This is a genomic window from Pseudoalteromonas sp. 2CM41L (assembly GCF_023161905.1).
Lineage (GTDB): Bacteria > Pseudomonadota > Gammaproteobacteria > Enterobacterales > Alteromonadaceae > Pseudoalteromonas > Pseudoalteromonas atlantica.
Genome location: NZ_JALNTN010000009.1, coordinates 37,405 through 54,535, shown reverse-complemented (window position 1 = coordinate 54,535; position 17,131 = coordinate 37,405). Strand labels below are relative to the sequence as shown.

The window sequence follows — 17,131 nt, the reverse complement described above, 5'->3', positions numbered from 1 at the left end:
TGCTTTATTATATATCATATATCATATTAATGTACGAAAGGATATGTTATAAACTTTGTTAAAGGCAAGTATTTTAACACAGCTGTAACAGTAATCCTCTTTAGCAAATAATTATAAATATTGAGAGGGGCAGTCTGTATTATGGAGAAACGCATTTGAATAATCACGCTCACTACCCCAGTATTTCTGGCAAAGTTGTTTTTATTACCGGGGGCGCTTCAGGCATTGGCCGTGCAATGGTAAAGGCGTTCGCCGCTCAAGCTGCCAAAATTGCCTTTATAGATATTAATAACGAGGCTGCCCAATCTCTTATAGCCTCACTGCCTAATGCTAAATTATGGTTTAGGCAGGTTGATGTAACCGACTCAAATGCTTTACAGCAATCTTTGGTAGATGCATGTGCTGAACTAGGCGCTATTAATGTACTGGTAAACAATGTAGCCAATGACCGCCGCCAAGCCAGTGAAGACGTTACAGTACAAGATTGGGATCAATGCCTACAAATTAACTTAAATCCGGCATTTTTTGCCTCGCAAGTCGCTATGTCTTTTATGAAGGGCGAAGGCGCGGGGAGCATTATTAATTTTAGCTCTATCAATGCCATCATGGGGCAGCCACAAATGGCGGGTTACGTAACGGCAAAGGCCGGTTTAATCGGCATGACTAAAGCACTGGCGCGCGATTATGGTGAATTTGGTATTCGGGTGAATGCTATTTTGCCGGGTTGGGTTGCCACCGACCGCCAATTAGCCAGTTGGTTTACCGAGCAAGAGCAAGTGAAGTGGATGGAAGCCATGGCACTTAAAAAGTTAGTAACCCCTGAAGATGTAGCTAATTTGGCACTTTTTTTAGCTGCCGACGAAAGCAGTATGATCACCGGTCAAGGTATTAAAATTGACGGTGGGAGGCTCTAAGTTGCAGCACTTAAACCTTTTTATAGCCGTAGATTGGGGCACGAGTCATTTACGCGCCTATTTATGCAGCGTAAATACCACAGGGCAGTTAACTTTAATTGCTCAGCGCGACGGCCCAGGTGTGATTAGAGATAAACAAAACTTTGAACATACTTTAATTGGTGTCGTTGCACCATGGACCAGCGAATACGGCGTTTTACCTATTTATATGGCAGGGCAAATCACCTCAAGTATTGGCTGGAAAGAAACCCCTTATTTAGCGTGCCCCATAAACCCCGAAAGCCTACTTAGTGGCGCAATTAATTTTGATTGTGCAGGTAATAAAGTCAGTGCTTTGCCTGGTACAAAATGCACATTACAAAACAATTTATTTGATGTAATGCGCGGCGAAGAGCTGCAAATATTAGGTTTTTTAAAACAAAACCTGGCCTATCAGCAAGGCAACGTACTCATTTGTTTACCCGGTACCCACACTAAATGGGTGCTGTTAAAAGATGGCCAAATTATCTGTTTTAAAACCGCAATGACCGGCGAATTATACGACTTGCTATGTCATCAAAGTGTGCTTATTCCTAACGACTGTGAAGCGGGGGAATTTGATTGGCATGCATTTGAGCAAGGCTGTGAACTCACGTTAGGCAGTGACAGCGGTAATTTGGCGCACGGTATTTTTAGTGTCCGTACGCGCCAGCTTTCAAAAGAGTTAACACCAGTGCAAGCCAAGGCATACTTGTCGGGCGTGCTTATTGGTAGCGATGTACGCGCTGCACGCCATGCCAGTGAGTGGCAATTAGTGAATAATTCTAAAGTAGTGGTTATTGGCACAGAGCAACTAAATACCTGCTTTACCCATGCGTTAAATTGCATTGGTGTGCAATGTTTAGAGTTTGACGTGAAAGAGGCTACGTTAAGTGGTTTTAACTACTTATTTAATAGTAATAAAACCAAGCAAACATAAAAAAGCCCCTAATATTGATTGTGCAATCATTGGGGGCTAGTTCTTAAATTAAATAAGGGTTAAAGCTGCTGTTAGGCTGTTAGGCTGTTAGGCTGTTAGGCTGTTTTAGCCGCTTGGCTTTGCGTAATATAATGATTAAGCGTTGCCACTTGTGCTTCATTAAAGCGCAGCCCTAGTTTACTTCTGCGCCATAAAATATTGTAAGCGTTACCTGCCCATTCTTCATTTAGTAAGTAATCGACTTCTGCTGCAAATAAGCCATGACCAAAGTCTTGGCCTAAATCACTGAGCTGGGTTGCACTGCCTAATATTAGCTTTGCACGAGTCCCGTAGGTACGTACAAAGCGTTTAAGAGTGATTTCTGGTAACCAACTATAAGCCGCTTTAAGCTCATTGGTCAGCGCTTCTACCGAGCTAAAATCGCCACCGGGTAAGGCGCTGTGTTTGGTCCACGCTTCACTCATTTGTGGGTAAAATTCTTCAAGCTTATTCACTGCAGCTTCGGCAAGTTTACGGTAAGTGGTAATTTTGCCACCAAACACACTTAACAGTGGTGTGTGTTTGCCTTCACTTGAAAGCTCTAACTTGTAATCACGCGTTACTTTTTGTGCATTCACTGATTCGTCATCAAGCAGTGGGCGCACACCCGAAAAGGTATGTACTATGTCTTCGCGTTTAATATGGTTTTTAAAGTAGCTGTTAGTAATATCGATTAAGTAATCGATTTCTTCATCACTAATTTTTACATCTTGCGCTGCGCCTTTGTGTTCAACATCGGTGGTGCCTACTAGCGAGTAGTCATCTTCAAACGGTATAACAAACACAATGCGCTGATCTTTATTTTGTAAAATGTAGGCTTGTTTTTCATCGTGAATACGCGGCACCACAATATGGCTGCCTTTAACAAGGCGAATATTTTGTGGTGACTTTTCTATCAGTGCTTCGTCAAATAATTTTGCAACCCAGGGGCCTGCTGCATTAACAATACCTTTGGCTTTAATAGTTTGTTGTGCCTTAGTTTGTTGTTGCTCAAGCGTTACCTGCCATTGGTTATCGATGCGTTTTGCACTTACGCACTTGGTTTGCGTAGCAATGGTCGCGCCTTTGTTTTGGGCAGCTAAGGCGTTTAAAATTACCAAACGTGAATCATCAACCCAGCCATCTGAGTATTCAAACCCTTTGGTAATTGAAGGTTCTAATACGCTGTTTTCACCAAACTTAATGCCACGCGAGCCAGCCAGTGTTTCGCGCTTAGCTAGGTTGTCGTACATAAATAAGCCAATGCGGATCATCCATGCTGGGCGTAGGTGCGATTGGTGCGGTAGCCTAAAGGTAAGCGGCCACATAATATGCGGGGCATTTTTAAGCAGCACTTCGCGCTCAGCCAAGGCTTCTTTTACTAATCTAAATTCGTAATGTTCAAGGTAGCGTAAACCGCCGTGGATCAGCTTAGAACTATTTGAAGACGTTGCACTGGCAAGGTCTGATTGTTCACACAATAGCACTTTTAATCCTCTGCCTGCTGCATCAGCTGCTATTCCAGTGCCGTTTACACCGCCACCGACGACGAGTAGGTCGTATTCGTTATCTGCTAATTCCACCGAGCTAACCTTTTTATTTGTAATATAAATAAGACATATAGCATCATAAAGCTGCGGCTCTTATTTGACAATAGATAACCGCGCTTTTTGCTTGTTAATTTTTAATCCTGATCTTTTTAAAACATACAGCGTACAACGCGCCATTTAAGCGCTGTTGCCGGTGTTTTGTAAGCCGCTAATTTTAATTAGCGGCTGGGCGTATTACGCTTGTTTGCTATCGTCACTAGAGAGACAAACTTGCGCTACACAGTGCTGCCACTTTGCGTATAAATCATTACGTTCGTCAGCGCTCATTGTTGGCTCAAAGCGACGGTCGCAGGTCCACATTTTTGCTAATTGCTCAGTTGACTCATACACACCGGTTTGTAAGCCTGCTAAGTATGCTACGCCTAAAGAGGTGGTTTCGGTCACTGTTGGGCGTTCTACCGTTGCGCCTAAAATGTTTGATAAAAAGGTCAGTACCCAGTTATTTTTAACCATGCCGCCATCTACCCGTAACACGCTTGGGCGTAAGCCATCACGCTCCATTGCTTTTTGTAAGTCTTTGGTTTGATACCCAACCGATTGCAGCGCAGCAGCAACAATGGTGCTAATGCCCGAGTCGCGGGTTAAGCCTAAAATAGCGCCACGTGCATTTGGGTCCCAGTAGGGCGCGCCTAAACCTGTAAACGAAGGCACTAAAAATACCCCATGATCAAGCGGTACATCTTTTACTAACGATTCGCTCTCTCCGGCATGGCTTAATAGTTTTAAGCCTTCAACAATCCACTGCATCGTGGCGCCTGCCATAAAAATGCTGCCTTCAATGGCATATGTTGGTTTGCCATTTAGCCTATAAGCCACCGTGGTTAGTAAGCGGTTTTCAGAGGTAAGCGCTTTTTCGCCGGTATTCAGCATTAAAAAACAGCCCGTACCGTAAGTACTTTTTGCCATACCTTGCTCAAAACATGCGTGGCCAACAAGGGCTGCTTGCTGATCGCCGGCAATACCACATACGCGTATTGGTGCGCCAAAAATCTCATCGCTGGTTGAGCCAAACTCGTCGGCTGAGTCCATCACTTGGGGCAGCATAGATTCAGGAATTTCGAATAAATCGAGTAGTTCTTGATCCCATTGCTGAGTATGAATATTAAATAACATAGTGCGTGATGCATTGGTGGCGTCGGTGCGGTGCTCTTTACCACCGGTTAACTGCCATAGTAAGTAGGTATCAACGGTACCAAACGCCAGTTCACCTGCAAGGGCTTGTTCGCGTGCGCCTTCAACGTTGTCTAAAATCCAGCGTACTTTAGTGGCCGAAAAATACGGGTCTAGCAGTAAGCCGGTTTTATCGCTTATGGTTTGGCAAAGCTCGTCAGTGCTTAGGCTTTCGCAGTAATCGCTGGTGCGGCGGTCTTGCCACACAATGGCGTTATAAATAGGTTTGCCGGTTTTTTTGTTCCACACTAAAGTGGTTTCACGTTGGTTGGTGATACCAATGGCAATAATTTCTTCAGGCTTAACGTTTTTATCTGCTAATACTTCGCGGCTGGTACTTAGCACGGTTTGCCAAATATCGTTAGGGTCGTGTTCTACCCAACCATTTTGTGGAAAATGCTGCGAAAATTCTTGTTGTGCTGAGCCAAAAACGTCTGCATCTTTTGTAAACAAGATGGCCCGAGAGCTTGTGGTTCCTTGATCAATTGAGAGTATGTATTTTGACATGATATTTGTGTTATTTATCTTATCTTATATATGACTAGATTGCCTTTAACTTACATTAATGGCAATGATTTTTTCTTAAAATAGCCGTTTAAAAAATAAGCACGCTGTTTTTATTTGCTAACTCTTTTAAATAACAGGTGTTTTATAGCAGCATTATTTTAAGTGCGTATGCGGCTAAATATAAAAATAGCCGCCAAAGTTTGTGTTACTTGGTGCGCGGTTTAGCTTGTTGCCAATCCATACCAGTAGAAAAACGATTATCAAACCCATGCCATGCTGGTAGTGGCTTACCATTAACCACAGCTTGGTCGCCATTTTGTGGCAAGTCTAGGTATTCACATTGGCTGGTAATGCCTTTTACGTGGCAGTCCATCATAGCAAGTACAAAGTGTTTGTTGGTCTCGTTTAGGGTGCGCATTGACCACGATGGCTCGTAGTAATGGCCTATATCTAATTCGCTGCTACGTTTGGCAATAGCAGGAGCAGGGTGCGGCGCAATATTATGGCGCGCATTTTTGTAAGTAAGCAGGTACTTGTCGGTGCTTCCCGTTTGGTTATATAGGTTTTTAATGCCTTCATAACCGGATATATCATCTAAGCTACCCGCGATATAAAGCGAAGGCACTTTAATGTTTTGCATAGCACTGGCATTAAATAAGTTATGTTGCCCGCCCCAAGGCGCAAAGGCCACCATGGCTTTTATGCGTGTATCTACTTGTGGGTTTTTATATTGCCCACCCGCACAGCTATTAAGTAATTGCTGCACGTGTTTAATTTGTTCAGGGTCTTTCATACCGGTAAACATTGCAGTGGTTTGCTCGTTAAAGTCATAACATCCACCAATTGTATTAACCGCGCCAAAACCACCCATAGAGTAACCAATTATGCCTGCGCTTTTGTTATCTACTTGCTTGCTGGCAAAGTTGTTTTGTTCGTTAAAGTAGTTAAGTACAAATTGTTGATCGCGTGAGCGGTTAATAAGGGTACTAAAAAAGCCCGAAAACGGCGCATTTTTAAAATCAACATCTGCATTGGTTGAGTCGGTATGATCTATGGCTGCCACAATGTACCCGTGCGATGCTAAATGTTCGCCCAAGTAATACATAATTGTACGATAGCCGGTATAACCGTGTGAGAGCACAATAACAGGGTAGTGCTCTTTGTTATTAATGGCTACATCGCGCATGGCATCGGCTTGTAAGGTAAACGCTTTACCTGTACGGGTTATGTCGCTGTAGCTGGTTAAGGGTGCGTTTGCACTGTCTGCTGCTGGGTACCACACTTCTACTTTTAAAGGGCGATCTTTTTCCCCTTGGGTTGCAGGGTCAAACTGCGCGGGATTTATCAAATCAAGCGTTTGTACGCCAACGCTGTAACTACCTTTAGCAGCAAGCTCAGGAAGTACTTCGCTGGTTAAAGGTGGGTAGAGTTGCTCTGGCGTTTTTTGATCTGCAAAAACACTACTTGCTGTTAAGCAGCCCGTTGCTAGCAGCAAGGCCTTTGAAAGCGCCTTTAACGTGTGTGTGGTTGTCATTGTGTATCCTTGTTGTGTGTATTTTTTATTATTAATCTAGCTGATGGGCTTCAACGCTATCGCTGTATTTAAGTTGCCACTGCGCCCGAAGCGTATCCATTATGTGCATTACCCGCAGGCTTGTGCTGAGCGGTAATACATTGCTTTGTGTTTGTTGTTGTAAAATACATTCGCTAGCGTGAGTAATTTCGAATTTAAAGTTTTCATCGTCATTAAAGCTAAAATCAAACTGCTGCACTTGTTGTGCGTTTAAATGAAGCTCTAGCGACTGTGCACCAACAAATTCAGCAATGCGAATATACCCGTGCTCCCCTAAAATACAGGCTTCGGTAGGGCCATTTTGTTGTAACGCGCTACTAAGCTGCGCAAATTGCCCTTGGCCGTAATTTATAAGGGTTACACTGCGCTCATCTACGCCGGTCGTGCTTTTGTGTACTAATGATTTAATTTGTTCAGGGGCTTTATTAAATACCACATCGGCAATTGATATAGGGTAAATACCTAAATCAAGCAATGCGCCACCTGCGGTCGCTGGGTTCATTAAACGGTGTGAGTCAGCAAAGTTGCCCGCTAGGCTAAAGTTGGCATTCACACTGTGTACTTTGCCTATTACGCCCTCGCTTAATAACTGCTGCAGTTTTACTATGGCAGGTAAAAAGCGCATCCATACACCTTCCATTAAAAAGCAGTTTTGTTGCTCGGCTAACTGGCTAAGGGTTGTGAGTTGCTGTGCATTAACAGTAATGGGTTTTTCGCTGAGTACATGCTTATCGTGCACTAAGCATTGCGCAATAGTTTTAAAGTGTTGTTCGTGGGTATTAGCAATATAAATGGCGTCAATGTGTGGGCATTGCATAAGGGCCTGGTAGCTCTCATAGCCTTTAACTGAATAGTGTGTGGCAAATTCTTTTGCGCGTTGCTCGCTGGTCGATGCAGCGCCAATAAGCTGTGCATTAGCGCAATGCGCAATGCTTTTAGCAAAGGTGTGAGCAATATTGCCACACCCAATAATACCCCAATTAACCTTTGCCATGCTTATTCCTTAATGATGTTTAAAAAGACGTAATTTGTAATCCTGAACCTGCTGAACATACGTAAATGTCGGCATTTAAATTAAAACGTTCAAAGTAGTGCTGCTCAACCGCTGCTTTAATAAGTGGTACTTCTGCATCACGGCATAAACATACAATCGCACCGCCAAAACCGCCGCCGGTCATACGTACTGCACCGCGTTCGCCCATCGCTTCTTTACAAATTTCTACTAGGCCGTCGGTTGCTGGTACGGTTACTTCAAAGTAATGCTTAAGCGATTGGTGCGATGCTGCCATTAGCTCGCGCAGCGTATCAATGTCGTTATTTTGCAGCGCTTTAGTTGCTGCAATTACACGCTCGTTTTCGCTAATTACATGGTGTGCACGTTTGTATTCGTTTTCGCTTAGTGCATCTTTAGTTGCTTCAAGCGTGTCCATGGTGGCTTTACGAAGCGTGGCTACATTCATTTTTGCAGCTGCTTGCTCACAGTCAACACGACGTTGGTTGTACTCGCTATCTACCAATTTACGTGGGTAGTTAGAGTTAACAATAACAATGTTTAAATCATCGGGTACTTTTACTGATTCAGTTGCTAGGTTTTCACAGTCAATTAAAAGCGCATGGCCGTTTTCGCCTTTTGCCGAAATAAGCTGATCCATAATGCCCGATTGGCAATGCATAAAGTCGTTTTCGGCTTCTTGGCCTAGTAAGGCAATTTTTTCTTCGCTTAAACCAAGCTGTGCAATATGGTTAAACATACCACCAATGGCCACTTCTAATGCCGCCGATGACGATAAGCCACTGCCTTGCGGTAAGTTACTGTCAATAAGTAAATCGGCGCCGCGTAAAGTATGGCCCGCGCGCTTTAATACAAATGACATGGCACGGATATAGTTACCCCATTGCGATTGCCCTTCGCTGATGTCTTCATCAACACTAAAGCTGTCTTTTTCGCCTGGGTAATTTAACGAATGCACGGTAATGATGTTGTCGTCGCGCTCTTTAAACATAACTTGAGTACGAAACTCTAACGAGCATGGAAATACAAAGCCGTCGTTGTAATCGGTAAATTCGCCAATTAGGTTTACACGCCCAGGTGCTGCAGCAATACCTTGAGCAGGCGCACCGTACAGTGATAAAAATTGTTGTTGAAAATCGTTAAGCGTCATCTGTGTGTCCTGCTGTTTTTTTGTAGTGTGTGGTACTGGCTGCTTGTAAAATAGAGGCAGCTGTTTCTGCGCTTAAATCGCGCTGGCTTTCGCCTAGCATTTCGTAGCCAACCATGTGTTTTTTAACGGTGGCAGAGCGAAGTAGCGGCGGGTAAAAATGGGCATGTAAGCGCCAATGTTGCTCATCTGAGCCACGATTAGCCGGTGCATTGTGCCACCCCATAGAATACGGGAAGCTACAATTAAATACGTTGTCGTATTTAGTGGTTAATACTTTAAGCGCTTGTGCTAGGGCGTCTGTTTGCGCATCGTTTAGCTGGCTAAAGTTTTGAATGTTATCTTTAGTTACAAGCAGTGTTTCAAACGGCCACGCTGCCCAAAATGGCACCACAACAAGCCAGTGCTCGTTTTCAAATACGACGCGGGTTTTATCTGCTTGCTCTTTTTGCACGTAATCGGCAAGCATCGCGCTGCCATGCTTTTTAAAATAGGCAAGCTGCTGGGTATCTTCGGCTTCTATTTCGGTTGATAAGTGCGAATGCGCCCATACTTGGCCGTGTGGATGAGGTTGCGAGCAACCCATGATCTCGCCTTTATTTTCAAACACCTGAACACATTCATAGTGTTGTGCAAGTTCTGTGTAGTTGTCTTTCCAGGTTTTTACTACTTCGTGTAGGGCATCGTGCTCAAGCTCTGGCAGTGTTTTGTTATGCTCTGGCGAAAAACAAATTACACGGCATTCGCCGCTTGCTTCATCAGCAATAAATAAATCGCTGTCTGAGTCCAAGCTTTGCGATTGCTCGCTCTCATTAGGGGTAAGTGCGCCAAAGTCATTTCTAAATACATGGGTGTATTTGTAATCTGGGTTGCTGTCGCCATTTGCACGGGTGTTGCTTGGGCAAAGTGGGCAGCTTTCATCGTGTTTTGGTAGTACGCTTTCGTTTACTGCTTCTGTAGCGCCTAACCACGGGCGGTTATTACGATGCGGTGATACTAATACCCAGCGTCCCGTTAGCGGGTTTTTACGTCTGTGAGTACTTTCTAATAAAGCCATGTTAACTCTCCAACCCACTTGGGTAATTAGTTTGCCAGCGCCATGTGTCGTTAGTCATGTCGCTCAGTGTTAGTTCTGCGTGCCAGTTAAGGGTGGTTTGCGCTTTTGTGGCATCGGCGTAATTACAGGCAATATCGCCTGCTCGGCGCGGTGCACTTTTATAAGGAATATCTTTATTGGCTGATGCGCTAAATGCTTTGATCATATCAAGCACCGAATACCCTTGGCCTGTGCCTAAGTTGTAAGCATGAAAGGCGGTATCTGTTTTGTGTTGCATAAAGGCCGCTACATGGCCTTTAGCTAAATCTAAAACGTGAATATAGTCGCGCACGCCGGTGCCATCTTTGGTGTCGTAGTCGTCACCAAAAATATTCACCACTTCGCGTTTACCTACCGCAGTTTGAGCAATAAATGGCATTAAGTTATTTGGGATACCATTTGGGCTTTCGCCTAATAAGCCGCTTGGGTGTGCACCAACTGGGTTAAAGTAACGAAGAGCAATGCCCATAAATTGGCTGTTGGCATTACATACGTCTTGCATGGCTTGCTCAACCATAACTTTGGTCCAACCGTAAGGGTTCGTAGCGCGTATAGGGTGTTTTTCATCAATAGGGAGGTAGTCTGGCTCGCCGTACACAGTGGCCGATGAGCTAAATATAATATGGTTAACGCCTACCTCTTGCATGTTTTGTAGCATGCTTAATGTGCCCGACACATTGTTTTGGTAATAACGCAGTGGTTGCTCAGTTGATTCACCTACCGCTTTAAGTGCTGCAAAGTGAAATACAGCCTCAGCTTGGCTGTGTTTAAGGGCAAGTTTAAACTGCTGCTCGTCTTGAATGTCACCTAAAATAAACTCAAAACGGGTACCGGTAATTTTTTCGAGTTGATCAAGCACACGGGGGCTTGCGTTAGATAAGTTGTCGTAAATAACTGGGGTAATGCCTGCCTCATGAAGGGCAATACATGTGTGGCTACCTATATAACCCATACCGCCTGTAACTAAAACTTTCATGTGTTTTCTCGAAAAGTGTATTTATATGATAAATACTACTATTAAGGTAATTTAAAAACAATAGTTATGATTGCCCGTTATTTCAAATAAAAGCTTAAAATTCACCCAAGCAAAGGCACAATGGCTATACCTACTTAATAAGGGCGCATAGGTTTATCAATTAATTCTATAAACTGATTCTACTGAGCCACTAATTATTAGTCGCTAAAAGTGGTGGTACTATTAATAAATAGCAGTGAGCTAATGCGTGTGTAATTTGTAGTTAATGCAATGGCCAAAGTCTTAATATAAAAAGGAACGTTCAACATGAAAAAAACAATTTTATTAACCGGTGCCACCGACGGTATTGGCCTAGAGACCGCTAAAATGTTGTTAGCGCAAGGGCATACTGTATTATTACATGGCCGCAACCAAGACAAGTTAAATACCGTACAAGCAAGCTTAAACGCTGATTACCCGCAAGCAAGCACAGCCACCTACATTGCCGATTTAAGCGATATGGCGCAAGTAAATACCTTGGCTCAGTCAGTGTTAGCCGACTTACAAAACGCGAATAAAATACTTGATGTAATTATTAATAACGCCGGTGTTTATAAATTGGCAAATATCACTACTGTAGATGGGCTAGATGCACGGTTTGCAGTTAATACGTTAGCGCCTTATTTACTTACTAAAGCGTTACTGCCTGTAATGAACACGCAATCACGTGTGGTTAACGTGTCATCGGCTGCACAAACCAGCGTTAACTTTGACTCGTTAGTGGGCAACAAGCCACTATCAGATAGCGCAGCCTACGCGCAAAGCAAATTGGCTATTACTATGTGGTCGCGTCATTTAGGTTTAGCACTTAAAGGCAGTGGGCCGTTAGTTGTTGCGGTAAACCCTAAGTCCTTACTAGGTAGTAAAATGGTAAAAGATGCCTACGGGCTTGCTGGTGGCGACTTAAAACTAGGCGCTGATATTTTTTGCCGCGCCGCATTAAGTGACGAATTTAAAGATGCCACTGGCCTTTATTTCGATAACGATGCAGAGCGCTTTGCACCGCCACATCCAGATGCGCTCAACCCTGCTAAAAATCAACAGTTAGTTGATACGTTAGATAGCCTGCTTGCTCAGCTAAATGCTGATAGCTAGTAGCAAAATAACGCGAAAAGATTTTACTCATGCCTTATAAGGCCTAGTTGTTTTTATAAAGCCGATATGTGCTTTAAATGTTTTACCCTTTGTTGATCGTCAAAGAGTTCACCTAACGGTGAACTCTTTTTTTTGCGTGCAACATTACTCTTGTTGTAAACGCTCGTACAACCAATCTTTTAATTCTGAACGCTCATGTTTTAGTTGATTCATTTGCTCATCGCTAATGGGCGCATCTTTAAGCTCTAAAACACGAATCTCTTTATCTAGCTTGTCGTATTTATCTGCCTTTTTAGCAAATTCTGTGTCGCTTTTGTTTAGCTCTGCAATGGTATTTAGGTACTGCGGAAAGTCATTGGTAAGTGAGTGGTCTTCGCCTAACATATTCGCTCCTTAGTAGGATAAATGAGTTACTTAAGTGAATTACTACCTTTTCATATATTACTCTGGGGCTTAGACAATAATAAATCAACCATAGCTAGCTTAAATTGATATAGCGCAGCGACTGGGTAGCATTTTGTTTAATGCCTACTTTTAAACTGTGATGGAGTGATTTTTAAACTCTATTATAAATATTATTTTGAAACTGATTGTATGTTTAGCCTTATTATCATTTGTAAAGGGTGTGTCTACAATGAAGCTTCATTACACAATTACTTATCAACAGATAACAGAGGCAATACCCATGAAAGCAATGACAATTAATAATTTTGGTGGCACTGAAGAGTTTTTAGCAGCTGAGGTTGCAAAACCACAAGTAACAGCAGGTAATGTGTTAGTTCGTATTGCCGCAACAAGCGTAAATACAATTGATATGATGATTCGTCAAATGGGTGCTGACTTACCCTTTGCTCCAAAACTACCGGGCATTTTAGGGATGGACTTTGCAGGCACCGTTGAAGCTGTTGGCGAAGGTGTAACAGAATTTGCAGTAGGCGACGAAATTTACGGTTGTGCTGGTGGACTAGGCGATTTACCAGGTGCACTTGCTGAGTTTATTCTTGCTGATAAGCGCTTAATTGCTCACAAACCTAAAAACCTAAGCATGAAAGAAGCAGCCGCTATTCCACTTGTAGGTATTACAGCACTTGAAGGCTTAACACGTGCAAGTGTAAGTGCAGGCCAAAAAGTATTAGTACACGGCGGCGCAGGTGGTGTAGGCCATTTAGCAGTACAACTAGCTAAGCATTTTGGCGCTGATGTTTACTCAACTGGCGGTAACGCAGAGCAACTAGCACTAATAGAAAGCTTTGGCGCTACAGGCATAAACTTTAAAGACGAAACCGTAGAGCAGTACGTTGAAAAACACACAAGCAACGTTGGTTTTGACATGGTATTTGACACCGTAGGTGGTGGTAACCTGACTAACTCATTTGCTGCAGCAAAGCTAAATGCACAGGTATCTACAACGCTTTCTTTATTAGAAGTAGATTTAAGCCCTGTACACTTTAAAGGGTTATCGTTAAACGTAATCTTTATGCTTATTCCAATGATCCACGACTTTAACCGTCAAGACCACGGCGACAAACTGACTAAACTGGCACAAATTGTTGAAGCAGGCGGTATGCGCCCAGTACTTGATGAGCAAGACTTTAGTTTAGAAGAAGCTGCTAAAGCGCATGACCGCTTAGCAAGTGGCCAAGCTATGGGTAAAGTTGTTATTTCAGTACAATAAATTATATCAATCCGCATAATTAAGTGATCTATTTTGAGGATGGAAAAGCGTGTTGATAGCAAGGCAAAAAATTCGCTATTTAGTTGCTCTAAATGAGAATTTTTTAACGTAGATAGCGACACGTTTAGCCCCTGAAAATGATTAAGTATTATTGCGGATTGGTATCATTAAGGCCGGCATCCTCGCCGGCCTCTTTCTTTTTTATGCCCGCCTGATTAACGTTTGTACACCCTTTTTTATAACCAAATATAAACAATAGTGCTTTTATTAATCGTATATAATTATGTTTTAAAATAAGTTGTTAATATTTTAGGGTCAGAGCAAGCGTTTATATGAAAATATTCACTAATAAATTTGCCAGTAAAGCTAAGCAGTTTTATATCGGTATTGTGCTGGTAGGCTGTGTACTGTCTGCGATGGTTTATTATCAGGCAGAAACCATTAAGCGCACCTCATCGACCTTAATGGAACAGCAAATTCCGGCGCTGCGCGATATTCGTTTAATCGAAACCTACCTAGTAAAGCAAGAGCGCTTATTATATGAGTATTACGCAACGAGTAAGCGTGAACTTTATTTAATCGACTTTTTAGAAAACCATGTACGTATACTTGCGCTAATAAAAAACCTAGATCAAAACCACAGCACATTAGCGCTAGAAAGCAGCTTAAGTGATGAGTTTAAAAGTGGTTTAGACTTAGCACTTAAATTACACGAAAACTTATCAAGCAGCCGCACTAGTTGGGATTTAGCCAGAGAGCAACTAGAGCAACTCACCGAACTGCAAGCCCAAGTGATGGGGCACTTAACAAATGCAGAAACGGTTATTTCAAATGCGGTTGATAGCGGCTACAAAGACACCGAAAGCAACCTGCACACCACAGTCAATATTGTGTTTTTGTTTACGTTTGCCATAGTGCTGGTAAGCATTTATACAGGGCGTTACGCATCTAAATTTATAAAGCTTAGTGCCCGTAACGAACGTTTAGCGCTATTTCCAACGCGCAACCCTAACCCAATTGTGAGTTTAAGCGCCAACCTTGAGCTTAACTACTGTAACCCTGCCGCTATTGCTATGCATAAAGCGTATGTAAGCGATAAACACAGTACGCCCATTGCATTACTAAGCCCTAATATAAAACAGCAACTAATAGACACTAAGCAGTCGGCTAGTCATGTTGAGCGTTTTTATACACAGCTAGATAATCATTACCTCACTTACCAAATACATTGGCTGCAAGAAATAGATGCCTTTGATATACACATACGCGATGTAACAGAGCAATTTGAGGCAGAGCGCTCATTAGAGTATTTAGCCTTTCATCACCCGTATTCAAAGTTGCCTAACCAAGCCAGTTTAGAAACATACACCAATGAGCTAATTTCGCTTGAGCAGCCTTTTAGTTTAATGCTGATTGATGTAAGCCACTTTAAGCTATTGCTTGAGCAATATGGTTTATCGGGCGCTAACGAGTGTATAAATGCCTTTGCTATGCACTTATCGCGCAGCGCTAATAAATTTTCTCAGCAGTTAAAAAGCAAAAACAAACTGACCTTTTATCACATTGGCGATGCAAACTTTGTGGTTATTTATACCGAGCAAGATTGCTCAACAACCCTAGATGACTTACTCAAAGGCGTCCAAAGCCGTTTAAGCCAAGCTATTAGCACACCGTACGGTGAAATGCGCATGAGCTTTAACTGCGGTGTAACTCGCTACCCAACTAGTAATGACTATAAAACGCTGCTACTGCACGCCAATATTGCCTTAGAAGAGGCAGTTAAACGTAATATTCCCTACGCTTATTTTGATACCGAAAGCGGAGTTAAGCACGCCCAGCAGCTGCATATTGCTCGGCGCCTTGATACCGCGATTGAAAAGAAGCAGTTTGAGCTTTATTTTCAGCCTAAAATGCACCTTAAATCGCAAACCATAAACAGCTGCGAATGTTTAATTAGGTGGTTTGATGATGGGAAGTTTGTCTCTCCGGCGCAGTTTATTCCTATTGCCGAGCACAGCGGGTTTATATTGCCATTAGGCGAATGGATACTCGATAGTGCCTTTGCCCAAGCTACAAAATGGCATCAGCAAAACTTAAATATCCGCTTGGCTATTAATATATCGGTAAGGCAATTTACACAGCAAGACTTTGTGCAAAGCATAAAACAGCGGTTGGCGCACTTTAATGTGCCCGCGCATTTAATTGAGCTAGAAATTACCGAAACCGCCATTATGGACGATGAAGAGTTTGGTATTTCAGTACTGCAGGCGCTGAGTGCACTGGGTATTAGCTTATCAATTGATGACTTTGGTACGGGCTATTCGTCGCTGGGTTACTTACAGCGTTTTCCGGTTAATAAATTAAAAATAGATCAGTCGTTTGTGCGCAATATGGCCACAGACACACGGGATCAGGCTTTAGTATTGAGTATTTGCCAATTAGCTAAAAACTTAGGGCTCGATATTATCGCCGAAGGCGTAGAAGAGCATGCCCAACTTGAAAAACTAAAAGAGTATAACTGCGACCTCATTCAAGGATACTTGTTAAGCCGGCCAATACCAGCAAACGAATTTGAAGCATTTTTAGCTAAAGGCGTAAGTTTTTAAGGCGTTTTGCTAATGTATGTTGGGTAATTATTAGTGATAGAATGGCTCTATAAAAGCTTCTATCGCTCATTTTACAAGCCACACATGTGAGCAAAGAGCACTACATTATTAAATAAGGTCGTTGTGTAATGCTGTTGATGATCGATAACTACGATTCGTTTACGTATAACCTAGTACAATATTTTCAGCGCTTAGACCAAGAAGTTTTGGTAAAGCGTAATGACGAAATATCTGTTGCACAAATAAAGCAACTAAACCCGCAGCATATTGTTATTTCACCTGGGCCATGTACGCCAAATGAGGCGGGCATATCACTAAGTGTGGTAGAGCAGCTTAAAGGTATTTACCCAATATTAGGCATTTGCCTTGGGCACCAAAGCATAGCGCAAGCATTAGGTGGTAAGGTTATTCGTGCAAAGCAGGTTATGCATGGTAAAACCTCACCTATTGTTCATAATAATAAGGGGGTATTTACCGGTTTAGAAAACCCACTTACGGTGTGTCGTTATCATTCGCTGGTGGTCGAAAAGCACAGTTTACCGAGTGAATTAGCCATTACCGCATGGAGTCAAACCGAACAAGGTGAGTTTGATGAAATTATGGGGTTACTGCACACGGAACTTGCACTTGAAGGCGTACAATTTCATCCTGAGGCTATTTTAACAACTCAAGGGCTCGAATTGCTTGCTAACTTTTTATCTCGCTTCTAACCTTACAGTAACCACCGAATGGCAA

14 protein-coding genes are annotated in these 17,131 nt (G+C 42.7%); 6 read left to right on the top strand and 8 right to left on the bottom strand.

The window, feature by feature from the left end; translation table 11 throughout:
- Positions 1 to 155: 155 nt before the first annotated feature.
- Both MTF64_RS11970 and MTF64_RS11965 read left to right on the top strand, forming a co-directional pair.
- Positions 156 to 914: an SDR family NAD(P)-dependent oxidoreductase gene (locus tag MTF64_RS11970; RefSeq protein ID WP_054983386.1), complete on the top strand. Its 759-nt coding sequence runs from the start codon at positions 156 to 158 to the stop codon at positions 912 to 914.
- 1 nt (position 915) lies between these two features.
- Positions 916 to 1,872: a 2-dehydro-3-deoxygalactonokinase gene (locus tag MTF64_RS11965; protein ID WP_248451525.1), complete on the top strand. Its 957-nt coding sequence runs from the start codon at positions 916 to 918 to the stop codon at positions 1,870 to 1,872.
- A gap of 95 nt (positions 1,873 to 1,967) precedes the next feature.
- On the opposite strand, the gene glpD is transcribed toward MTF64_RS11965, so the two are convergent.
- From glpD to galE, 7 genes are all read right to left on the bottom strand, one after another.
- Positions 1,968 to 3,473: a glycerol-3-phosphate dehydrogenase gene (gene glpD / locus MTF64_RS11960; protein WP_096041020.1), complete on the bottom strand. Its 1,506-nt coding sequence runs from the start codon at positions 3,471 to 3,473 to the stop codon at positions 1,968 to 1,970.
- A 201-nt stretch (positions 3,474 to 3,674) separates the two neighbouring features.
- Positions 3,675 to 5,177, bottom strand: coding sequence for a glycerol kinase GlpK (gene glpK, locus MTF64_RS11955; RefSeq protein WP_096041021.1), 1,503 nt, complete (start codon positions 5,175 to 5,177; stop codon positions 3,675 to 3,677).
- A 205-nt stretch (positions 5,178 to 5,382) separates the two neighbouring features.
- On the bottom strand, positions 5,383 to 6,711 hold the full coding sequence (locus MTF64_RS11950) for a dienelactone hydrolase family protein (RefSeq protein WP_248451524.1): 1,329 nt from the start codon (positions 6,709 to 6,711) through the stop codon (positions 5,383 to 5,385).
- A 31-nt stretch (positions 6,712 to 6,742) separates the two neighbouring features.
- Positions 6,743 to 7,744, bottom strand: a complete 1,002-nt coding sequence (locus tag MTF64_RS11945) for a Gfo/Idh/MocA family oxidoreductase (protein WP_248451523.1) — start codon at positions 7,742 to 7,744, stop codon at positions 6,743 to 6,745.
- Between the two features lie 19 nt (positions 7,745 to 7,763).
- Complete coding sequence (gene galK, locus MTF64_RS11940; protein WP_248451522.1) at positions 7,764 to 8,912, bottom strand: galactokinase; 1,149 nt, start codon at positions 8,910 to 8,912, stop codon at positions 7,764 to 7,766.
- Complete coding sequence (locus MTF64_RS11935; protein WP_029774133.1) at positions 8,902 to 9,966, bottom strand: UDP-glucose--hexose-1-phosphate uridylyltransferase; 1,065 nt, start codon at positions 9,964 to 9,966, stop codon at positions 8,902 to 8,904. Before MTF64_RS11935 ends, galK begins: the two co-directional genes overlap by 11 nt.
- 1 nt (position 9,967) lies before the next feature.
- Positions 9,968 to 10,981 (bottom strand): UDP-glucose 4-epimerase GalE, encoded by a 1,014-nt coding sequence (gene galE / locus MTF64_RS11930; RefSeq protein WP_004588180.1) that lies wholly within the window; start codon positions 10,979 to 10,981, stop codon positions 9,968 to 9,970.
- 306 nt (positions 10,982 to 11,287) lie between these two features.
- On the opposite strand from galE, the gene MTF64_RS11925 reads away from it, so the two are divergent.
- The gene (locus tag MTF64_RS11925; RefSeq protein WP_248451520.1) at positions 11,288 to 12,115 is read left to right on the top strand and encodes an SDR family NAD(P)-dependent oxidoreductase; all 828 of its coding nucleotides are present in this window, start codon (positions 11,288 to 11,290) and stop codon (positions 12,113 to 12,115) included.
- A gap of 144 nt (positions 12,116 to 12,259) precedes the next feature.
- On the opposite strand, the gene MTF64_RS11920 is transcribed toward MTF64_RS11925, so the two are convergent.
- The gene (locus MTF64_RS11920; RefSeq protein ID WP_004588182.1) at positions 12,260 to 12,499 is read right to left on the bottom strand and encodes a YdcH family protein; all 240 of its coding nucleotides are present in this window, start codon (positions 12,497 to 12,499) and stop codon (positions 12,260 to 12,262) included.
- A 301-nt stretch (positions 12,500 to 12,800) separates the two neighbouring features.
- Between MTF64_RS11920 and MTF64_RS11915 the strand changes: the two genes are divergently transcribed.
- The 3 genes from MTF64_RS11915 to MTF64_RS11905 all read left to right on the top strand — a co-directional run bounded on the left by MTF64_RS11915 (position 12,801) and on the right by MTF64_RS11905 (position 17,106).
- Entirely contained in the window at positions 12,801 to 13,790 is a 990-nt protein-coding gene (locus tag MTF64_RS11915; RefSeq protein WP_248451519.1) for a zinc-dependent alcohol dehydrogenase family protein, read from the top strand.
- 332 nt (positions 13,791 to 14,122) lie between these two features.
- On the top strand, positions 14,123 to 16,396 hold the full coding sequence (locus tag MTF64_RS11910; RefSeq protein WP_248451518.1) for a bifunctional diguanylate cyclase/phosphodiesterase: 2,274 nt from the start codon (positions 14,123 to 14,125) through the stop codon (positions 16,394 to 16,396).
- A gap of 128 nt (positions 16,397 to 16,524) precedes the next feature.
- Positions 16,525 to 17,106, top strand: a complete 582-nt coding sequence (locus tag MTF64_RS11905) for an aminodeoxychorismate/anthranilate synthase component II (RefSeq protein ID WP_089346413.1) — start codon at positions 16,525 to 16,527, stop codon at positions 17,104 to 17,106.
- The last annotated feature ends 25 nt before the right edge of the window (positions 17,107 to 17,131 follow it).